The organism is Streptomyces sudanensis (genome assembly GCF_023614315.1).
In the GTDB taxonomy this organism is placed as follows: domain Bacteria; phylum Actinomycetota; class Actinomycetes; order Streptomycetales; family Streptomycetaceae; genus Streptomyces; species Streptomyces sudanensis.
In genome coordinates this window covers 4,124,096-4,143,605 of the sequence record NZ_CP095474.1, presented here as the reverse complement: position 1 = coordinate 4,143,605, position 19,510 = coordinate 4,124,096, and the positions used below count along the sequence as shown (strand labels likewise).

Genomic DNA, 19,510 nt, shown 5'->3' with positions numbered 1-19,510 from the left:
GACTCTCCGGTCCCGTCGTGGTCGCAGGTGGATTAAAGATACAACTACGTCCCGATGGAGGAAGGTTGAGCCGATTGCCATCGAGACGGCCGAAGTCAGACTTAATCACGCATCATTGCCGTGACGCAAGGGCACGTGCGCACCGACCCTGCGCGAGGACCCTCGGGATTCCCCGGCAATTCGACACGAAAAGGATGGAGCGCAGGATTCCGCTTATCGCCCTCCGGACTCCTTCTCCCCACGGAGAACCAGCCTGTCAAAGTCTTTTTGACAGGTGGGCAATTCGTCAACAGCAATGCGGTACGGTGGTCCCCACCTCGTGGACAGGGCACGCAAGCGAAAGCAGGTGGGACGTGAAGGCGGCTGAGGACTTCGGCCCCTGGCTGGCACGCCAGCTCAAAAACGCCAGGAAGAGCCAGACCGACCTGGCGGAGGAGTTGGGCATGACCCGAGCCGCCGTCTCGGCCTGGATCGTAGGCCGCTCGGTCCCCCGGGACGAGACCATCCGGCGTATCGCCGAGGTACTCAGGACCGACCTGGAGACCATCCACACCCGTAGTACCGACGCCCAGGTGGGGCTGCCCGTCTCCTGGTACCACCGACCGGCCCACGCGGACGGCGGCCGTGAGTACGGCAACGCCGCCGCGTTCGCCTTCGAAGCCGACGTCTCGGTCCTCGCCCGCGAGGCCACCCAGAACAGCCTCGATGCGCGCCTGGACCCCGCAGAGCCCGTCCGGATCCGTTACACCCTGCACGAACTCACCGGCGAGGCCCTTGCCCGTTTCCGCGAGGCCATCGAATGGGAGCGGTTGCTCCCCCACTACGAGGCACTCACCGCCGACGGTGGCAGGCAGGGGAAGGTCTCCCGCACGATCGCGGCCGGACTGCGTGACATGTATCAGCACGACCGCTTGGTGCTGCTCCGTGTCGACGACTACAACGCCACCGGTCTGACCGGCGGCGACTACGACAACGGGCTCTTCGCCGCCGTCGTCCGCCGACAGCTCGACAGCCACAAGAAGGACTCTGGGGCGGGCGGCTCCTACGGCCTCGGCAAGGCCACCCTCTGGGCCACCAGCCGACTCGGGCTCGTATTGATCAACTCCACCCTCTCGGAACCCCACGAGGGTCGCACCGAGCGCCGTCTGATCGGCCGGCTCGACCTCCCCTGGCGCGAGGTCGACGGCCTGGAATTCGCGGGCCCGGCCTGGTTCGGGCGTCCGGACCCGGACACCAGGACCGCCGACGTGGCCCGCTCCTGGTGGGCCGACGAGGAGACCGTCGAGAGACTTCACCTCACCCGCGAGAGCGCGGCCCCCGGTACCTCCTTCCTGATCGTCGGCGCCCACGACGTCGCCAGCCTGGCGCCCGTCAACGGCACCGCGGACGACGAGGGGTCCACCGAGGACGACGATTCCGTCCACCGGATGCACGCCCGGCTCGTCGACGCGCTCGGCCGCAACTTCTGGGCCGCGATGACCGGCGGCGGCGACCACAAGCCGCACCTGGAGGCATCCGTCCGCACCTACCGCAACGGCGAGGTCCTCATCCCCGAGGAGCACGTGGATCCCGCCGTCACTCAGCCCTCCCGTACCCGCGCCCTGCGCGCTTTCCTCGAGGGCGACACCGTCGACCGTCTCACCGCTCCCGGTCAGGTCGCCCGCGCCGCGGTTCCACTCAACGTGCCCCTGCGCGGCGGTCAGGTGCGTGGCGGCGTGCCTCACGAGGCGGTGCTCCTGGTCACTCACGCCGAGGACGCCGACGGTCGCCCCAACCGGCTGGTCTCCATGCGAGGAAACCGTATGACCGTCAAGGACAGTGCCGTCACCAACGTCCCGATCGGCACCAACCCCTTCCAGGCCATCCTCCTCACCGGCCGCGCGGCGGGGCAGGACGCCCCCGGCGCGGAAGCCGCCGAGGAATTCCTCCGCGCGTCCGAACCGCCCGAGCACAACAAGTGGGGCCAGACCGAGGAGCTCCGCCTCTCCTACTCACCCTCCGCCCATCGACGTATCGCCGCCCTGACCACCGCTGCCAACAATGCCGTTCGCGACCTGGTCGCCGTACCCCGGGCCAAGCGCCGCAGCGGCGGTGAAGTCAGGATCGCTGGCCGGCTCAAGATGGGCGGCGGCATCCGGAAGAAAGCGCGCGCCGCCGGGGCCGCGGTCCTACCCGAACTGGACAACGTGGATGCGCTGGTCGACGAGACCGGGGCCTGGTCGGTCACCGTCGACCTACGGGTGTCGCCGGGTGTCGACACGGATCGCCCGGTCACGCCGGTCGCCAAGTTCGACGTACGCTCCGGCCCCCGTCCCCCGGCTCCTTGGAAGGACCTCGTCGCCATCAGCGGTTGCGAGGTCGTCGACGGGGCCCTGCACCTGTCCGCCGGCAGCCGCAAGGCCGTCTTCCGGGGTGTCACCGACCTGTCCCGCCACCCGGTCCGAGCCCAACTCACCGGACTTGTCGTCGAACTGCGCGCCGGATAGGGGGAGCAGGCGTGAAGGTCTACCCCTATCGGCGGCTCACCGGCAACGTGTCCTGGCGCGTCGAGAGCGCTCAGCTCAAGACCGAGGGAGAACCCTGGCAGGACGTGGAGAGCAAGTACGTCTCCACAGTCGAACGCGTCGTGGCACTCGGACCGGACGAGGATCGCCCCGACTGGAGCCAGGCCCGGCTCCGACTCTCCGCCGGCCTCCCGGCCAAGGCGTCGGACCCCACCGGCCCCTGGCAGGACGTCAAGGTCGTCGCCGTGCTCACCGAGCGCGCCACCAACACCCGTACGACCGTGGAGCTCTCCCCCGTCACCGACGACGGCCGCACCCGGACCGCCGAGCTGTACATCCATCGCTGTGACCTCCTCGACCGTGCCTCCCTCACCGTCCACGTCGTCGCCACGGTGGACGGTATCGTCGGCCGCGTGATCGCCACCTCCGACACGGAGTGGTTCGTCGATGTCATCGAGGCCACGCCCTCACACGCTCGCGAACTCGACGTCAGGATGGTCGGGTTCGCCTCGGGTGGGGGCCGACTCCAACGTTTCAAGGACTCCCCCTGGCTGGTCGACACCACCGGACGGATCCCCGCCATACGCGTCAACACCGACTTCGACGGGTTGGGTGACCTGATCGGCGCGGACGGCGGCAACGGCGCGGAGAAGGCCGTCCGGGAACTCCTCCTCGCTCAGATGTGTTCCGAGGTCTGGACCGCCGTCTTCCACTCCGCCGTCGGCGAGGTCGAGATCGAGGAGGACGGTACCCCGCTGTTCCCGCACGGTTGGCAAGGCGAAGTGCTCCGAGAGATGCTCCCCGACATGTACCCGGATCGCGATCCGGAGGACGCCCTGCGCGAAATTCACGCAGCTCGCACCGGAGCCTCCGCAACCGGCTGGGGAGAGCTTCAACCCCGAGTCCACTTCGCCGCATCCCGGCGCGCAGGCGTTCCCCGGACGCTTTCCACCACCATTCGTGACCTGGAACGACTCACGCAGGGGGACGACGCATGACCGACCGCCCCAACCACCTCCCGGAGCGCCTGGCACTGCTCCCCAATGCCGAGGCGGTGGAATTCCTCACCGAGGGTCTGCTCACCGGTCGTGAGGACGTGCCGAGCATCAGGCTCAACCAGGTTACCGAACCTCTGCCGCACGCCGACCGACGCGGTGATCTGCCGCCCATCCGGGACCTGACCGATGACGCCATGGCCTACTGTCGGAACAACGGCCTCAAAGCCACCCGGGCCGACGCCTGGCTCGCCCCGCGCCTGCACGCAGCCCTCCGGCTCACCCGCCGCGAAGCCGCCGACCCCGGATTCTGGAATTACCTCGCCCTCGGAGTCGCCCCGGACTACGTGGTCTGGCGACACCTGTCGGAGCCCAAGGACGGCAAGATCGCCAAAGTCGCGGCGGACCGCTTCCGGGGGCAGTATCACAAGCAGGCCTTCGCCCGTTTGTGGTGGGCGGCCGAACTTTTCCGTGACGGTCCGGACTACGACCCCGTCGTCACGGCCTGCGGCAGTCAGGACATCCTCAACACCGCCCTGCGCATGTCCGTGATCAGTCACCGCCCCACCGCCCAGGCGATCGTCCGGCTGGTCGCGAAGGGAGTGGTCACCACCGGCCGCGAGGTCAACGCCCTGGCCGGAGCCGTCAACGCCTCGGCCGCGACATTGATGTACGACGTGATCGCTCCCGACACCGAGCGCGACTCCCGTCCGCTGCTCGACTGGATCGACGAGGCCGAGACTGCCCGTCAGGTCTCACGAAACGCGCTCCCGACCGGTCCCGACGAGGAACCGACGCCGGAACTCTCCGTGAGCGCGCTGGTGGACTACTTTTCCGACCTCTTCGCGGACGCACCGGTCCGGGGACGCGACGAGTCGACGGAGGTCGAGGGCGGGGACTGATCCTCGGGCTTCGGGCAGTCGGGCCCGCAACCGTCGGAAACCCCGCAACCCTCCTTGCGCAGAGTGGCGCGTTCCTCGTCGGCGGCGTTGCGCCAGTTCTCCCGCAGCCTCTCCTCCGGCGGGAGAGGCAGAGCCAGCGCCGCCGCAAGCACGTGCATGCCGAACAGCGGGGGCACGGCATTCCCCACCTGCTGCGACCGGTCACCTCCCGACCAGGGGTAGTTGGGCGGAAAGGTCTGGAGGATGCCGGCCTCGGAAATGGTCATGCGAGCCGGGGTGTGGGGAGTACCGTCCGGGTGCCGGACGGCGTTGCGGGAGACCTTTCCCGTCACGGTGAACGACGGTTGTCCACTCGTGCGGACCCCGCGCTTCTTCGGGTCACCGCCGCTGCCGTAGTTCGACACGATCTCGAAGGCGGACTTCCTGCCCTCAGGCCTCTGCTTCGTCGCCCTGAGCACTTCCCACATCGACACCCAGGGCCGACGAGGCGTGACCCCCTCCACTTGCAGTGCGGTCTGGGCGGCATGCGCCACCGCCCTCTCGTCCTCGGGGCCGCCCTGCTTCGGATCGAACGGATTGTAGGTGTGGTGAGTGGGGTCGGGAAGCGGAGGAACGCCATGCCCGGCAAGCCGCGCGATCAGGATCGCGCGGCGGCGGGTCTGGGGTACGCCGTACGCCTCGGTGGGCAGAGTCACGACCTCGGCAACCTCGTACCTCACTCTTGTCCCGTCCTCACGGAGCAGCCCCTTTTCCAAGGCCTGCTTGTAGACCCCCCAAAGGCCCCTGACCGCGGGTACCTGCTCCAGGACGATCACGTCGAACGGCCGTCCCTTTCGGTTGGAACAGCCGAGAGCCGCGATCGCGTACCGGAGGGGTTCCAGGACCAGAGCGGTTCTGGGGTCGCCGCCCATCTCCTCCAGTCGCTTGTCGATCTCTTTCTCGCCGACGCCTTCCACCAACTCGTGAACGAGCTTCTCGACGTCGTCCAAGGCCTTGCGCCCCGCGCCGTTGCCGGCCACCGAGTACGTCTGACATGGGGGGCCGCCCGCCAGTACGTTCAGTCCCTCGGGCAACTCGCCGAACCTTTTCCGACGCACCTCGCTGACATCCGCATGCCATGTCGGGAGTCCGGCCGCGTAACGCGTCTCGCAGGCGTCCCGGTCCCACTCGATCCCGAGAGAAGGGACCTCGAGGATGTGCGCGGCTACGTCGAGACCGCCCGGGCCGGCAAAGAGGTCCAGAATGTATGGGTGCTCAAGGAAACGAGCAGGCGCGTCCGGGCTGGTCATGCGGCGAAAGTCTAGCCTGCAACAGTCGATGCGGCCTACGGAGTCGGCGCCTCCGTCCCGAGCCCGCCCTCATCGTGAAGACCGACCTCCGGACGGACCGTCGATGGTCGGCGTCGTCCCTTCATCGCACGTCGTGCCCACACCAGGGAAGCGATCCGCTCGGCGGCCTCGGCCGCGTCCTCGTGCTCCCAGACACGAACCGACAGCCATCCCGCCTCGGCGAGGCGGGCATCGGTGTCGCCGTCCCGGGCGCGGTTTTTTTCGATCTTCTCCCGCCAGAATCCGGCGTTGTTCTTTGGCCATGTCGCATGCTCGGGGCATCCATGCCAGAAGCAGCCATCGACGAAGACCGCGACGCGCGCCGGGCCGAAAAGGATGTCTGCCTCGCGGCGCACGCCTCTGAGCGGTCTGCGGTGGACCCGGTAACGAAGTCCGGTGGCGTGCAGGATCCTGCGGAGGGCGATCTCGATGGCCGTGTCGCGACTGCGTTGGTTGCTCATCCGAGAACGCGTCTTCGGGGTGGTCTCCAGAGCGGACATGACCTCATTCTGGCGCAGCGAACCCGGCCGCCGAGTGGCCCGGACACCACCCCTCCGGCCGGTCCCCCAACCGCCACCGCCGAGCGGGCGGGCCGTCGGACCGTCAGTGGTAGGCGTGGACGACGGCGTGGCCCCTGCCCCGGGCGATCATCCGCTTGTTCACCGGTGTGGTGACCAGGAAGGCGACGGCGAACCCGCCGAGCAGCGCCCCCCAGAACAGCCCGTCCGACAGGTGGGCGTCCATCGCGCCCGGGACGAGGAGGATGACGCCGTTGTCGACCAGTTCCATCACCGCGATCGAGACGGTGTCCGCCGCCAGTGCGACCCTGACGGCCGTCCTCAGCGGCAGCCCCGCCCGTACGACCGCGAACAGCGTGAAGGAGTAGCCGAAGAGGAAGGCCAGGGTGATCGCCAGGATCATCGTCGGGGCGTCGCCCCACCGCAGGGCGGTCCCGACGACCATGCCGAGGATCTCACCGACCGCACATCCGGTCAGGCAGTGCAGCGTCGCCCTCGCCGCGGTGCCCCAGGACGCACCGGGCGCGTGCCCGCCGCGGCGGGTGCCCTCGTGGTGGGGTGCGGTGCCGTCGTGGTGAGCGTCGTGGTCCATGACGTCCATCCCCTTCATCTCGGAGGTGTCCCGCTCCGACCGCAAGAACCACATACCCCTCCGGGGTATTCCCCGATCGGGGGTGAGGGGGACGGAAAGGGCGCGGCCGGCACCGGCGGGCCGTGACGGCCGGACGCGAGGACGCGCCGGGCGGGCGTCGGCGGCGCCCGCCCGGCCGCCGGTCCACCGGTCGGCCGGCCGGCAGACCGGCAGACCGGTGGACCGGTGGACCGGCAGACCGGTGGACGAGCAGTACCGGCGGGCCGGTACGGCGGCCACCGAACCGACGACCGGCCGGCGGGCGGGCGGGCCGGTCAGTCCCTGCCGAGCAGCTCGTTCATCCGGGTGATCTCGGCGGTCTGGGAGGCGATGATCGCTTCGGCCATCTTCTTGGCGGGCCCGTACGCGCCGTCGGCCCGCTCGGTCTCGGCCATGGCCACCGCACCCTCGTGGTGCCTGATCATCATCTCCATGAAGGCGGTGTCGAACGCCTTGCCCGAGGCGCTCTCGAGCCTCTTCATCTCCTCGGCCGTCATCATGCCGTCGCCGTGCGCCGAATGGTGCCCGGCTCCTCCCGCCGGAACCTCCTCGCCCCAGGAGGCCAGCCAGCCGGACATCGTCCTGATCTCCGGGTCCTGGGCCTTCCTGATGTCCTCGGCGAGCTTCCTCACCTGCGCCGACTCGGCTCGGCCGGGTGCGAGGGCGGCCATCTCGACGGCCTGGCGGTGGTGGGGGATCATCCCCTGGGCGAAGGCGATGTCGGCCGCGTTGTGCCGGCCCGGCGAGGCCGGAGCGGACGGGGACTTCGCGGTGTGGCCGTCGTGCCCGGCCGTGCTGTCGCCGTTTCCGCCGCAGGCTGCCAGGAGGAACGCCGCGGCGATCACGGCGGCGGTACGACGGACGAGGGAACGCTTGCTGTTCATGGTGTGCGACTCCTTGCGCGCGACCACGGCGGGGCGCGCGGGTCTTCGGGACGAGGGACCGGGGCACGGCGTGCGTCACCGGGACGAACGGGCGAGGACGCCGTGCGGGCCGCTCTATATCCGAAGGAGCTGGAGTTCGGAGAGGTCGGGCGGCGCCCGGTCGCTCCCGGCCGGTGCCATGGCCGGCGCCACCGGAACGGAGGAGCGGAACTCTTCCGTCAGGTCGCGGGCCGGGGCGGGCGGCGCGTACGCCGAAGCGGTACCGGCCGCCGCGCAGGTCCCGTCCGCGTGATCGGAGTGGTCCGGCGTGCCGTCCGTGTGCGAGCACCCCTCGGCCGCCGCCCTGTCGTGACCGGGGGCGGCCGTCGCCTCGGCCGCCGCCCTCTCGTGACCGAGGGCGGGGGTGACGCGGGCTCCGTCGGGACCCAGGGCGTGCATCCCGAGCAGGCCGGCCAGCACCACCGCCACCAGCAGCACGAAGGGCCGCCCCGCGAGGCGGCGCCCCGAACCGGTGCCGACGATCACGAGCCCATCGTACGGCCCGCCCCGGGGCCGCCCCCGGACCGGCCGGTGCGCCACTTTGGGGTTTCCCGCGGAAACACCGAAGGCCGTGCCGGATTTCTCCGACACGGCCTTCGACCTGCGTATTCGCAAGTCGGGACGACAGGATTTGAACCTGCGACCCCTTGACCCCCAGTCAAGTGCGCTACCAAGCTGCGCCACGTCCCGATGCATCGTCCCGGTCGTCGCCGGGCGAGCACGCAAGAGAACATTACCCCACCGCGCGGACAGATTCGAAAGGCCCGGTGGACGCGGGCGGCCGAACACCTACCCGCCGGCACGTCAGCACGTCAGCACTGCGGGCCGCGGGCTGCGGCCCGCGGGTGGAGCACCGCCGTGCGCCGGCGCCTCGCGGTGGCCCGGTGGCCGCGTGACGTGGGCCGCTGTTCCCGGAGTCCGGCTTCCGGTCCCGGCGGCCCGCGAGATCCGGCCGCGGGGGCCGACCGCGGAGCCTGAGCGCGGGACCGGTCGCCCGTGCGGAGCATCGGCCGGCATCCGGGCCTCCGACGGGAGGCGGGACCGGTGGCGGACACGGCGACCGGACGCGCACGGCCGGATCGGCGCGGGGCGTACGGGATGACGGCACGCTCCGTTTCCGCCTCCGCCCCCGGACGGTGCGGGAGCCGCCGGGCCGGGGCGGACGCCTGGAAGGCGCGGCGCACGCAGGGCGCCCGTGCCGAACGGGGACAATGGGCGGATGGACAGGACGCGGAGGGACCGCGACGCGGAGGGCCGTGCCCGCAGCGCGCGACCGCGGGACGGATTGGGCAGGCCGCTGCCGTACGGGGCACCGGGGGTGGAACGGCAGCCCGAGGGGGTGGAGCGGTCCCCCGGGGCCAGCCTGCGGGAGGCGCAGCGCCTGCTGGACGCGGGGTTGCCGTTCCACGCGCACGAGGTCCTGGAGGACGCGTGGAAGGCGTGCGGCGGGACGGACCGGGAACCGGAACGCGAGCTGTGGCGGGGGCTGGCGCAGCTCGCGGTCGGGCTGACGCACGCGGCGCGGGGCAACGCCGTGGGCGGGGCGCGGCTGCTGCTGCGCGGGGCGGACCGGATCGGTCCGTACGGGGGCGGGGGCGGCGCTCCGGGGCCGTACGGGATCGACGTGGACGGCCTGGTGACCTGGGCGCGGTCCTTGTCGGAGCGGTTGCGCGGGGACGCGGGGGGTGCTCCCGGCGCGGCGGGCACGGCGGGCACGGCGGGTACGGCGGGCACGGCGGGTACGGCGGACACGGCGGACACGGCGGACACGGCGGACACGGCGGACACGGCGGGCATGGCGGGCACGGCGGGTACGGCGGGCATGGCGGGCACGGCGGGTACGGCGGGCATGGCGGGTACGGCGGGCATGGCGGGCACGGCGGTGGACCCGGTCGCGGAGGCGCCCCGGCTGACGGGACGCTGACCGGCCCGGAGGCCCGGCGGCCCGGAGGCCCGGAGGCGCGGAGGCCCGGAGGCCCGGAGGCCCGGAGGCCCGGAGGCCCGGAGGCCCGGAGGCGCGGTGCGCCCGGCGGCCCGGTCCCTCTTCGCACGGAGAGCCGGCACGTCCGGCGGCCCGGTACGCCCGGTGCGAAGCGCCTGGCGGAAGGGGCGGAGGCGGCGGTGCGGTCACCCCTCGCCGAGCCGGTCGCGCAGGACGGCGGCGTGACTGTGTTCCGGGTCCCTGGCCGCCGTCAGGAGGGTGAGCGGCCCCCGTCGTGCGAGCTGCCGGACGCGGTCGAGGGCCTCGGCGGCCCCGGGTTCGTCGAGCTCGGCCTCGTACCGGCGCCTGAACTCCTCGAACACCTCTCCGGAGGCGCCGTCGGCCGCGTGGAACCAGCGGCGGAGTGCGGTCGACGGGGTGAGGGACCTGGGCCACTGGTCGATCCGCGCGTCGGCCTTGGCGAGCCCGCGCGGCCACAACCGGTCGACGGGCACCCGCGATCCGTCGCCCGGCTCCGGGGGCTCGTACACCCGGCGCAACCGGACACGGGGCGCGGAACGACTCACGTCCCCAGCCTCCCCCCGTCCCCGCCGTCCGGCAACGCCCGCGGGTCGACCCGGCGACCCGGAACCCGGGCGCCCGGCACCCCGTAGGAGCGTCGGCGCTCCGGCACCCCGTGAGGGCATCGGCACCCCGCCCCTCGTACGGCCCCCGGAGCCCGTGAGGGCTCCGGCATCCCGGTGCCTGCGCGCCCCGGTCGGCGCGTCCTCCGCCGGAGGCCCCGCCCGGCCGGGGGCTCGCGCCTACGCGCGCTGCCAGAGGGCCGGCGCGTTCGGCGGCTCCCAGCCGGCCCGGGCCTGGTGGGGCTGGAGGCAGCGGTAGGTCGCGCCGCCGTGCGCGACCCGGTCGCCGGCGTCGTACACGGTGCCCGCCGTCCAGGTGCCGCCCGGTTCGCCCGGCGGCAGGGCAGGGCCCGGCTCGGCGGGGTCCGCGGTGGTGAGGGTCAGCCCGTACGTCCGGAGGAGCGGGTTGATCGGCTGGTGGTACGTGGTGCCGCCGGTCCGGCAGTCGCCGGAGCCGCCCGAGGTGACGCCCTGGGCCTGGCTGCCGGAGAGGAACGAGCCGCCCGAGTCGCCCGGCTCGGAGCACACCGAGGTGCGGGTGAGGCCGCGGACGGTGCCCTGCGGGTAGGTGACGCTGACGCCGTGCTGCTGGATCGTCCCGCAGCGCCACCCCGTGGTGGACCCCGACCGGCAGGTCGACGCGCCGACGACGGCCTGCGCCGAACCGGTGACCCGCACGTTCTGGCCGCCGGCTCCCCTGACGTACGGGGTGGAGCGCCAGTCGGCGTTCACGGCCACCCACGCCATGTCGCGGCCGGGGAAGGCGGACCCCTCGAAGACGCCCTGCGGGACCCGGTTGAAGCCGCTGGTAGGGGTGGTGACGCGGCCGCAGTGGCCGGCGGTCGCGAAGCCGTGCCGGGTGCCCTTGGTGACGGCGAAGCCGACCGAGCAGCGGCCGCCGTCGCCCGTGTGGTACGCGTCGCCGCCCCGGATGTCGTACATCGGGTGCGGGCGCTCGGCGGACGCCTCGACGTGGACGAGGGACCGGTCGACGCCCGCGGTGTCCAGGAAGGATTCGGCGGCGGCCCGTCCGACGGCGCGGAGGGTGACGGAGTTGGCGCGCACGTCGACGTACCAGACGGGCACGTCGAGGGTGTCGGTGTGGGCCGCGGCCCGGTCGAGGGCCGCCTTGGCGGCGTCGAGCACGGCCAGGGAGCGGCCGACGACCCTGGCCTCCGCGCCGGCCTCCCGGATCACCGGGACGTCGGCCGGGTCGGTGGTGGCGACGGTGAGGGTCTCCGACTCGGCTCCCCCCACCCAGGCGCCCGCGTAGTCCGCGCCGAGGGTGCTGCCGAGGCGGCCGGCCACCGCGCCGGCTTCGGCCTCGTTCACCAGGCGCTGCCGGGCCTGGGGGGCGGTCAGCCCCAGGTCCCTCTGCATGGCGGCGAGCAGGTCGGGGGACGGCTGGTCGGCGCCCATGCTCGCCGCCGCCGACGGCGAGGCGGTGACGGGCGGGACGGGCGCGGCGGACGCCGCGCCGGGGAGCACGGTCGGCACGAGCGCGCCGACGGCCGCCGCGGTGGCGACCCACGCGGCTCCGGCGTGTCTGTGGGGCATCTGGGGTTCTCCTCGGTTTCGGTGGGGGGCCGAGACCGTAGGTCTTGCCGAAAGTGCCTCAGAAGATGCTCCTTTTCCCCTGCTTGGGCGCCATGGGAGGGCCTGAGCCCTCCGGGCGGCGTAACCGCGGGCGGGAGCGCCGCTCCGGGTCGCGACGGCCCGCTCCCCCGGCGGCGGGCACGCGTCCGGTGCCGCCGGTGCCGCTCGCGTCACGGCCGGGGCGCCGCCCGTTCCGCGCACCGCCCGCGCCGATCGGGATCCGCCGCCCGCCGTGTGCCGCCACCCGGGGAAACCGGCGCGGAAATGCGCGGGAGGGGGCCTGTCGAGAGGGGGGCGATCACGAGATATCTTGATGTCGAGCAATGTTACAGACGTGGAGCGGAGCACCCGGTGACTGACTCGACCATCATCTACACCCACACTGACGAGGCCCCGGCCCTGGCGACGTACTCGTTCCTGCCCGTGGTCCAGGCGTACGCCTCGACGGCCGGCGTCAGCGTCGAGACCCGCGACATCTCGCTGGCGGGGCGGATCATCGCGTCCTTCCCCGAGCACCTCCGGGAGGACCAGCGCATCGACGACGCGCTGGCCGAGCTGGGCGAGCTGGCCAAGACGCCCGGCGCCAACATCATCAAGCTGCCGAACATCTCGGCGTCGATCCCGCAGCTGAAGGCCGCCGTCGCGGAGCTGCAGGAGAAGGGCTACGCCCTCCCGGACTACCCGGACGACCCGAAGACGGACGAGGAGCGCGAGATCCGCGCCCGGTACGACAAGGTCAAGGGCAGCGCCGTCAACCCGGTCCTGCGCGAGGGCAACTCCGACCGCCGCGCCCCCGCCTCGGTCAAGAACTACGCCAAGGCGCACCCGCACCGCATGGGCGCCTGGACGGCCGACTCCAGGACGAACGTGGCGACGATGGGCGCCGACGACTTCCGGTCCACCGAGAAGTCCGCGGTGATCGACGAGGACGGCGCGCTGCGCATCGAGCTGGCCGGCGAGGACGGCACGACGACCGTGCTGCGCGAGTCCGTGCCGGTCCTGGCGGGCGAGGTGGTGGACGCGTCGGTGATGCGCGTCGCGGCGCTGCGCGCGTTCCTCGACGAGCAGGTCGCCCGCGCCAAGGCCGAGGGCGTGCTGTTCTCCGTCCACCTGAAGGCGACGATGATGAAGGTCTCGGACCCGATCGTCTTCGGCCACGTGGTCCGGGCGTTCTTCCCCAGGACCTTCGCCGCCTACGGCGACGTGCTCGCCGGCGCCGGCCTGAGCCCGAACGACGGCCTCGGCGCGATCCTGAAGGGCCTGGACTCCCTGCCGCAGGGCGAGGAGATCAAGGCGTCCTTCGACGCCGAGCTGGCCGAGGGCCCGGCCCTCGCCATGGTCGACTCGGACCGCGGGATCACCAACCTGCACGTGCCGAGCGACGTCATCGTCGACGCCTCCATGCCGGCCATGATCCGCACGTCCGGCCACATGTGGGGCCCGGACGGCAAGGAGGCCGACACGCTCGCGGTCCTCCCGGACAGCAGCTACTCCGGCGTGTACCAGGCCGTCATCGAGGACTGCCGCGCCAACGGCGCCTTCGACCCGGCGACGATGGGCTCCGTCCCGAACGTCGGCCTGATGGCGCAGAAGGCCGAGGAGTACGGCAGCCACGACAAGACCTTCGAGATCGCGGCGCCCGGCACGGTGCGCGTGGTGGACGGGGCCGGCCGGGTCGTCCTGGAGCAGCCGGTCGACCGCGGCGACATCTTCCGGATGTGCCAGACGAAGGACGCGCCGATCAGGGACTGGGTGAAGCTGGCCGTCACCCGCGCCCGCGCCACCGGCGCCCCGGCCGTGTTCTGGCTGGACGAGGGCCGCGCCCACGACGCGCGCCTCATCGAGAAGGTCAGGGCGTACCTGCAGGAGCACGACACCGAGGGCCTGCGCATCGAGATCATGCCGCCGGTCGAGGCGACGAGGTTCTCCCTGGAGCGCATCCGCCGCGGCGAGGACACCATCTCCGTCACCGGCAACGTGCTGCGCGACTACCTGACCGACCTGTTCCCGATCCTGGAGCTCGGCACGAGCGCCAAGATGCTGTCGGTGGTCCCGCTGATGAACGGCGGCGGCCTGTTCGAGACGGGTGCCGGCGGTTCCGCCCCCAAGCACGTCCAGCAGCTGGTCAAGGAGAACTACCTGCGCTGGGACAGCCTGGGCGAGTTCCTCGCGCTGGCCGTCAGCTTCGAGCACTTCTCGCAGGCCACGGGCAACTCCCGCGCCAAGGTCCTGGCCGACACGCTGGACCGCGCCACCGCGACGTTCCTCAACGAGGACAAGTCCCCGACCCGCCGCGTCGGCGGCATCGACAACCGCGGCAGCCACTTCTACCTGGCCCTGTACTGGGCGCGGGAGCTGGCGCGGCAGACCGAGGACGCCGCGCTCGCCGAGGCGTTCGCGCCGCTCGCGCGGACCCTCACCGAGCAGGAGGGCACGATCGTCGAGGAGCTGGTCGCGGTGCAGGGCCGGCCGGCCGACATCGGCGGCTACTACCAGCCGGACCCGGAGAAGGCGGCGGCGGTCATGCGCCCGTCGCAGACCTTCAACCAGGCGCTGGCCTCCCTGAGCTGACGCCGACGCAGTACGCCCCGAAGGCCGCACCGGACGCCGTCCGGTGCGGCCTTCGCCGCGTCCGGCGGGCGCTCCTCCGCCGCAAGCGTTGAGGAACGATCGTTCTTGACCGATCGTTCCTCAACCGTCTACGCTCAGGCCATGGGCCGACCGAGAACGTTCGACGAGGCCGAGGTGGTCAGGGCGGCGGCGGAGCTGTTCGCCCGCCGGGCCTACGACGGGGTGTCCGTCGACGACCTGGTGGCGCACCTCGGCGTGCACCGCAACAGCCTGTACAAGGTGTTCGGCAGCAAGCGCGGGCTGTACCTGGCCGCGCTCAGGTGGCACCTGGAGCACCGGGTGCGACCGCTGCTGGCGCGGGTGCGGAGGTCCTCCGACCCGGCCGGGGCGCTGGAGGACCTGGCGGTGTCGCCCGACCGGGGCGCGGACCTGGACCTGCTGCTGCTGGCCCTGGCCGAGCGCGCCCCGGTGGACCCCGAGGTGGCCGGCGAGGTCGCCGGCGTGCTGCGGGACCTCGACGCGGCCGTCGCGCCCGCACCGGGCGCCGCGGCACCCTCCGGCGGGGCGGCGGCACGGCCCGCGCACCCGCCGACCGCGACGGCCCTCGGCCTGCGCCTGCGCCTGCGGGCCGCGGCCGGGCCCGAGGGCGCCCCTTCCGACCCCGTCCACCCACCCCGAGGCTGAGGAGCTTCCATGGCAGACATCCGCATCGCCGGCGACACCCTGATCGTGGAGATGGAGGGACTGGACAAGCTCTGGGCGCTGAAGAGCCGTCTGGAGATCCCCCTGGCGAACGTGCGCGGCGCCACCGCCGACCCCGGCGTGGCCAGGGAGCGGAAGGGGTTCCGGGCGCCCGGCACCCACCTGCCCGGCGTGATCACCGCCGGGACGTTCCACCTCGACGGCGAACGCGTCTTCTGGGACGTGCGCGACGGCTCCAGGGCCGTCGTCGTCGAGCTCCGCGACGAGCGGTACGCCCGCCTCGTCGTCGAGGTCGAGGACCCGCGGGCCGCCGTGGCCCTCATCGAGAGCGCCCTCGCCCCCTCGGCCGGTTAGGGCCCGCCGCCGGGCGCGGGCCGTACTCGCCGGCCGCCGGGGAGCGGACGGGCGAACTCCCGCTCCCCGGCGGCCGGTCACCCCGTACCGCACCGGGCCGCCGGCGCGCGCTCCCGCCGCGGGAGCGGGTCGCGCGGGCCGGTCACGACCCGGTGCGCGGCCCGGAGTCCTCGCGGCGCCGGAGCCGGAACCGGTCTCCGGCGCCGCGGGGCGTGCCCGGCGGGCGTCAGTGGCCGCGCTCGATCCAGGCGGGGAGGTCGGGCTTCTCGGTGCCGATGGTGGTGTCCTCGCCGTGGCCCGTGAGGACCTTCGTCTCCGGCGGCAGGACCAGCAGGCGCTCCCGGATCGAGCGGATGATGGTCGGGAAGTCGGAGTAGGACCGGCCGGTCGCGCCGGGGCCGCCCGCGAAGAGGGTGTCGCCGGTGAACACCGTGTCCAGCTCCGGGGCGTACAGGCAGACGGCCCCGGGGGTGTGGCCGGGCGTGTGGAGCACCCGCAGCTCCAGGCCGGCGACGGTGATGCGCTGGTCGTCCGCGAGGTCCCCGCCGGGCTCGACGCCGGGGTGGGTGTGCTCCCACAGCACCCGGTCGTCGGGGTGGACGAGCACGGGCGCGCCGGTCGCCCGGGCCAGGGCGGGGGCCGCGTTGACGTGGTCGTTGTGGCCGTGGGTGCAGACGACGGCCTTCACCGTGCGGTCGCCGACCGCGGCGGCGACGGCATCGGCGTCGTGGGCGGCGTCGATGACGACGACCTCCCGGGCGTCCCCGACGATCCAGACGTTGTTGTCGACCTCCCAGGTGCCCCCGTCGAGGCTGAACGTACCGGAGGTGACGACGCGTTCGACGCGTACGGCGGCGTTCACAGGACCACCACCGAGCGCAGGACGTCGCCCTTCCGCATGCTGGTGAAGGCGTCCTCGACGTCGTCGAGGGCGATGGTCTCGGAGACGAAGGCGTCCAGGTCCAGGCGGCCCTGGAGGTGGAGGTCGACGAGCATGGGGAAGTCGCGGGACGGCAGGCAGTCGCCGTACCAGGACGACTTCAGCGCCCCGCCGCGGCCGAAGACGTCCAGGAGGGGGAGTTCGAGCTTCATCTCGGGGGTCGGCACGCCGACCAGGACGACCGTGCCGGCCAGGTCGCGGGCGTAGAACGCCTGCCGGTAGGTCTCCGGGCGGCCGACCGCGTCGATGACGACGTCGGCGCCGAAGCCCCCGGTCAGTTCGCGGACCGCCTCGACCGGGTCGGCCTCCCCGGCGTCGACGGTGTGGGTGGCGCCCAGGCGGCGGGCGGTGTCCAGCTTCCGGGGGTCGAGGTCGACGGCGATGATCTTCGCGGCCCCGGCCAGCCGGGAGCCGAGCACGGCCGCGCCGCCCACGCCGCCGCAGCCGATGACGGCGACCGTGTCGCCGCGGCCGACGCCGCCGGTGTTGATCGCCGCGCCGATGCCGGCCATCACGCCGCAGCCCAGCAGCCCGGCCACGGCGGGCGAGACGGCCGGGTCGACCTTGGTGCACTGCCCGGCCGCGACCAGGGTCTTGTCGGCGAAGGCCCCGATGCCGAGGGCGGGCGACAGCTCGGTGCCGTCGAGGAGGGTCATCTTCTGGCAGGCGTTGTGGGTGTCGAAGCAGTACTGCGGACGACCGCGGCGGCAGGCTCGGCAACGCCCGCACACGGCGCGCCAGTTGAGGATGACGAAGTCGCCGGGGGCGACGTCCGTCACGTCGGGGCCGACGGCCTCGACGACGCCGGCCGCCTCGTGCCCGAGGAGGAAGGGGAAGTCGTCGTTGATGCCGCCCTCGCGGTAGTGCAGGTCGGTGTGGCACACGCCGCACGCCTGTACCGCGACCACGGCCTCCCCCGGCCCCGGGTCGGGTACGACGATCGTCTCGATGCGCACCGGCTCGCCCTTCGAGCGGGCGATGACGCCACGTACGTGTTGAGGCATGGAGAGGAACCTTTCCGTTGGCCATGAGAAGAGGGTCGACGGCGTGTCACCGGGCGGCGCGGCCCTCGCGCCCCGGTCCGCGGGTTCCCGCCCGGGGGCCGGGCGGGAGGCCGGGCGGCTGCGGCTCTCCCCGGCGCCGGAACCCGGCCCGGTGCGGGTCCGGGACGGCGGGACGGCGCCGGTGCGGCCGGTACGGGGAAGGGGTGCGGGGCCGCCGGCACGGGTACCGCCGCCCGGGGTGATCCGCTGCCTGTGCGCGTCCCGTCGATCACCGTACAGAGGGTACTGCCGCCCCGCCCCTCCGGCAGGACCGGGACGGCGGGGCGTCCGGGCGGTGCCCGTGGGCGGGCGTCAGGCGCCGGCCCCGTGCCAGGGCGCGTCGGGGCGGGNNGGGCGTNCGCGGGCGGTGGTCCGCAGCGCGTACACCGGCTCGTCGCCGGGGACGGGCCCCAGGTAGTCGTGGCCGGTCAGGTGGCACCAGGCCGGCAGGTCGAGCGGGGCGGCGGGGTCGGTGGCGATTACGTGGACGACGGTCCCCGGGGCGGCGCCGTCGATCTCCGCGCGGAGGCGGAGCAGGAGGGTGACGCAGAGGAGGCCGGTCCCGTCGACGGTGATGCCGGGCTCCGGGGTGCGGGGGGCCGCGGGGCTCCTCATCGGTGGCGGGCGGTGGCGGCGGCGACGGGCAGGAGGGCGAGGGCGAGGACGCCGCCGGTGAGGGCGAGGGCGGAGTAGCTGGTGGCGGCGACCATGAAGCCGGAGGCCATGCCGCCGGCGGCGCCGGAGACGGCGACGGCCACGTCGATCGTGCCCTGGGTCCTGGCGCGGGTGGCGAGCGGGACGGTGTCGGTGATGATCGCGGTCCCGGTCACCAGGCCGAAGTTCCAGCCGAGGCCGAGGAGGGCCAGGGCGAGGGAGAGGAGGACGACGGAGTCTCCGGGCACGGTGGCGGCGAGGACGCCGGCGGCCAGGAGGGTGGCGCCGGAGGCGGCGGCGATCCTCGTCCGGCCGTAGCGGTCGACGAGCCGGCCGGTAAGGAGCGAGGGCAGGTACATGGCGCCGATGTGGAGGGAGATGACGAAGCCGGAGGCCGCGGTGCCGTGGCCGTGGTCCTGCATGTGGACCGGGGTCATCGTCATGATCGCCACCATGACGAGCTGGGTGAGGACCATGACGAGCGCGCCGAGGACGACGCCGCGGCGGCCTTCGCGCGCGGGGGCCGCCGGTCCTTCCCCGGCGGCGGCCGTATCGCGTTCGGCGTCGGCGAGGGCGCGGGCCAGGAGGAGCGGGTCGGGCCGCAGCCGCAGGGCGAGGACGAGCGCGGCGAGGAGGTAGGCGGCGCCGGAGAGGAGGAAGGGGCCGGCGAGGTGGGGGATGCCGAGGCCCTCGGCGAGGGCGCCGGTGGGGGCGGTGAGGTTGGGGCCCGCGACGCCTCCGAGGGTGGTGGCGACGAGGACGGTGGAGACGGCGCGGGCGCGGTGGCCGGGGGCGGCGAGGTCGGCTCCGGCGTAGCGGGCCTGGAGGTTGGTGGCGGTGCCCGCGCCGTAGACGAGCAGGGCGGTGAAGAGCAGGGCGGGACTGTCCAGGACGGCGGCGGCGATGACGCCGGCGCTGCCGAGCGCGCCCGCGAGGTACCCGGCGGTGAGGCCGGGGCGGCGGCCGCGGGCCTGGGAGAGGCGGCCCACCGCGACGGCGGCGACGGCGGACCCGGCGGTGAGCAGGGCGCTGGGCAGGCCGGCGAGGCCGGTGGAGCCGAGCATGTCCTGGGCGAGGAGGGCGCCCACGGTGACGCCCGCGGCGAGTCCGGCGCCGCTGAGGACCTGGGAGGCCACCAGGACGCGCAGGATGCGGCGTTGTGCCGCGGCGGTGTCGGGTACGGCGGCGGAAGGGGCCTGGATGGCGCTGGTCATGTCTCTTTCCGGAGCGTGCGGCGGTGCGGCGGGCGGCGGGACGGGGTGGCGCNNNCGCACATCTCCGAGC

17 protein-coding genes, 1 tRNA gene and 1 pseudogene are annotated in these 19,510 nt (G+C 73.3%); 7 read left to right on the top strand and 12 right to left on the bottom strand.

Features of this window, described 5'->3' with window-relative positions:
- The first annotated feature begins 353 nt into the window (after positions 1–353).
- From MW084_RS19105 to MW084_RS19095, 3 genes are read left to right on the top strand one after another with little or no spacing between them, the layout of a single operon-like run.
- Positions 354–2,486 (top strand): helix-turn-helix domain-containing protein, encoded by a 2,133-nt coding sequence (locus MW084_RS19105; RefSeq protein ID WP_010470731.1) that lies wholly within the window; start codon positions 354–356, stop codon positions 2,484–2,486.
- A gap of 11 nt (positions 2,487–2,497) precedes the next feature.
- The gene (locus MW084_RS19100) at positions 2,498–3,502 is read left to right on the top strand and encodes a hypothetical protein (protein ID WP_010470730.1); all 1,005 of its coding nucleotides are present in this window, start codon (positions 2,498–2,500) and stop codon (positions 3,500–3,502) included.
- Positions 3,499–4,401, top strand: a complete 903-nt coding sequence (locus tag MW084_RS19095; protein WP_010470729.1) for a DUF6339 family protein — start codon at positions 3,499–3,501, stop codon at positions 4,399–4,401. Before MW084_RS19100 ends, MW084_RS19095 begins: the two co-directional genes overlap by 4 nt.
- On the opposite strand, the gene MW084_RS19090 is transcribed toward MW084_RS19095, so the two are convergent.
- From MW084_RS19090 to MW084_RS19065, 6 genes are all read right to left on the bottom strand, one after another.
- Entirely contained in the window at positions 4,326–5,690 is a 1,365-nt protein-coding gene (locus MW084_RS19090; RefSeq protein ID WP_010470727.1) for a DNA cytosine methyltransferase, read from the bottom strand. The two genes, MW084_RS19095 and MW084_RS19090, sit on opposite strands and share 76 nt — an antisense overlap.
- Positions 5,691–5,725: 35 nt before the next feature.
- Positions 5,726–6,229 carry a very short patch repair endonuclease gene (locus MW084_RS19085; RefSeq protein WP_010470726.1) on the bottom strand — a complete coding sequence of 168 codons (504 nt, stop codon included), beginning with the start codon at positions 6,227–6,229 and terminating at the stop codon, positions 5,726–5,728.
- A gap of 103 nt (positions 6,230–6,332) precedes the next feature.
- Complete coding sequence (locus tag MW084_RS19080) at positions 6,333–6,839, bottom strand: DUF4396 domain-containing protein (protein WP_029553509.1); 507 nt, start codon at positions 6,837–6,839, stop codon at positions 6,333–6,335.
- 314 nt (positions 6,840–7,153) lie between these two features.
- Positions 7,154–7,762 (bottom strand): DUF305 domain-containing protein, encoded by a 609-nt coding sequence (locus MW084_RS19075; RefSeq protein ID WP_029553508.1) that lies wholly within the window; start codon positions 7,760–7,762, stop codon positions 7,154–7,156.
- 114 nt (positions 7,763–7,876) lie between these two features.
- Complete coding sequence (locus MW084_RS19070) at positions 7,877–8,287, bottom strand: DUF6153 family protein (protein WP_010470723.1); 411 nt, start codon at positions 8,285–8,287, stop codon at positions 7,877–7,879.
- A 130-nt stretch (positions 8,288–8,417) separates the two neighbouring features.
- Positions 8,418–8,491, bottom strand: a tRNA-Pro gene (locus tag MW084_RS19065).
- Between the two features lie 529 nt (positions 8,492–9,020).
- Between MW084_RS19065 and MW084_RS19060 the strand changes: the two are divergent.
- Positions 9,021–9,503 (top strand): annotated as a pseudogene (locus MW084_RS19060) (DUF309 domain-containing protein); the annotation flags it as partial.
- Between the two features lie 425 nt (positions 9,504–9,928).
- Here the strand turns inward: MW084_RS19060 and MW084_RS19055 are convergent.
- Both MW084_RS19055 and MW084_RS19050 read right to left on the bottom strand, forming a co-directional pair.
- Positions 9,929–10,309 carry a DUF488 domain-containing protein gene (locus MW084_RS19055; protein ID WP_029553507.1) on the bottom strand — a complete coding sequence of 127 codons (381 nt, stop codon included), beginning with the start codon at positions 10,307–10,309 and terminating at the stop codon, positions 9,929–9,931.
- 237 nt (positions 10,310–10,546) lie between these two features.
- Positions 10,547–11,923, bottom strand: coding sequence for a carbohydrate-binding protein (locus tag MW084_RS19050; protein ID WP_010470720.1), 1,377 nt, complete (start codon positions 11,921–11,923; stop codon positions 10,547–10,549).
- A 390-nt stretch (positions 11,924–12,313) separates the two neighbouring features.
- Between MW084_RS19050 and MW084_RS19045 the strand changes: the two genes are divergently transcribed.
- The 3 genes from MW084_RS19045 (at position 12,314) to MW084_RS19035 (ending at position 15,589) form a co-directional block, all read left to right on the top strand.
- Positions 12,314–14,533, top strand: a complete 2,220-nt coding sequence (locus MW084_RS19045) for an NADP-dependent isocitrate dehydrogenase (protein WP_275563705.1) — start codon at positions 12,314–12,316, stop codon at positions 14,531–14,533.
- A 141-nt stretch (positions 14,534–14,674) separates the two neighbouring features.
- Positions 14,675–15,217, top strand: coding sequence for a TetR/AcrR family transcriptional regulator (locus tag MW084_RS19040; protein ID WP_029553796.1), 543 nt, complete (start codon positions 14,675–14,677; stop codon positions 15,215–15,217).
- A 9-nt stretch (positions 15,218–15,226) separates the two neighbouring features.
- Positions 15,227–15,589, top strand: a complete 363-nt coding sequence (locus tag MW084_RS19035; RefSeq protein ID WP_010474455.1) for a hypothetical protein — start codon at positions 15,227–15,229, stop codon at positions 15,587–15,589.
- A gap of 226 nt (positions 15,590–15,815) precedes the next feature.
- Here the strand turns inward: MW084_RS19035 and MW084_RS19030 are convergent, their stop codons facing one another.
- The 4 genes from MW084_RS19030 to MW084_RS19015 all read right to left on the bottom strand — a co-directional run bounded on the left by MW084_RS19030 (position 15,816) and on the right by MW084_RS19015 (position 19,440).
- Positions 15,816–16,451: an MBL fold metallo-hydrolase gene (locus MW084_RS19030; RefSeq protein WP_010474456.1), complete on the bottom strand. Its 636-nt coding sequence runs from the start codon at positions 16,449–16,451 to the stop codon at positions 15,816–15,818.
- On the bottom strand, positions 16,448–17,533 hold the full coding sequence (locus MW084_RS19025; protein WP_010474457.1) for an S-(hydroxymethyl)mycothiol dehydrogenase: 1,086 nt from the start codon (positions 17,531–17,533) through the stop codon (positions 16,448–16,450). Before MW084_RS19025 ends, MW084_RS19030 begins: the two co-directional genes overlap by 4 nt.
- A gap of 398 nt (positions 17,534–17,931) precedes the next feature.
- A partial coding sequence (locus MW084_RS19020; protein ID WP_275563704.1) for a sulfurtransferase TusA family protein occupies positions 17,932–18,187 on the bottom strand: 256 nt, incomplete at its 3' end.
- On the bottom strand, positions 18,184–19,440 hold the full coding sequence (locus tag MW084_RS19015; protein WP_010474459.1) for an MFS transporter: 1,257 nt from the start codon (positions 19,438–19,440) through the stop codon (positions 18,184–18,186). The genes MW084_RS19015 and MW084_RS19020, both read right to left, overlap by 4 nt.
- Between the last annotated feature and the right edge of the window lie 70 nt (positions 19,441–19,510).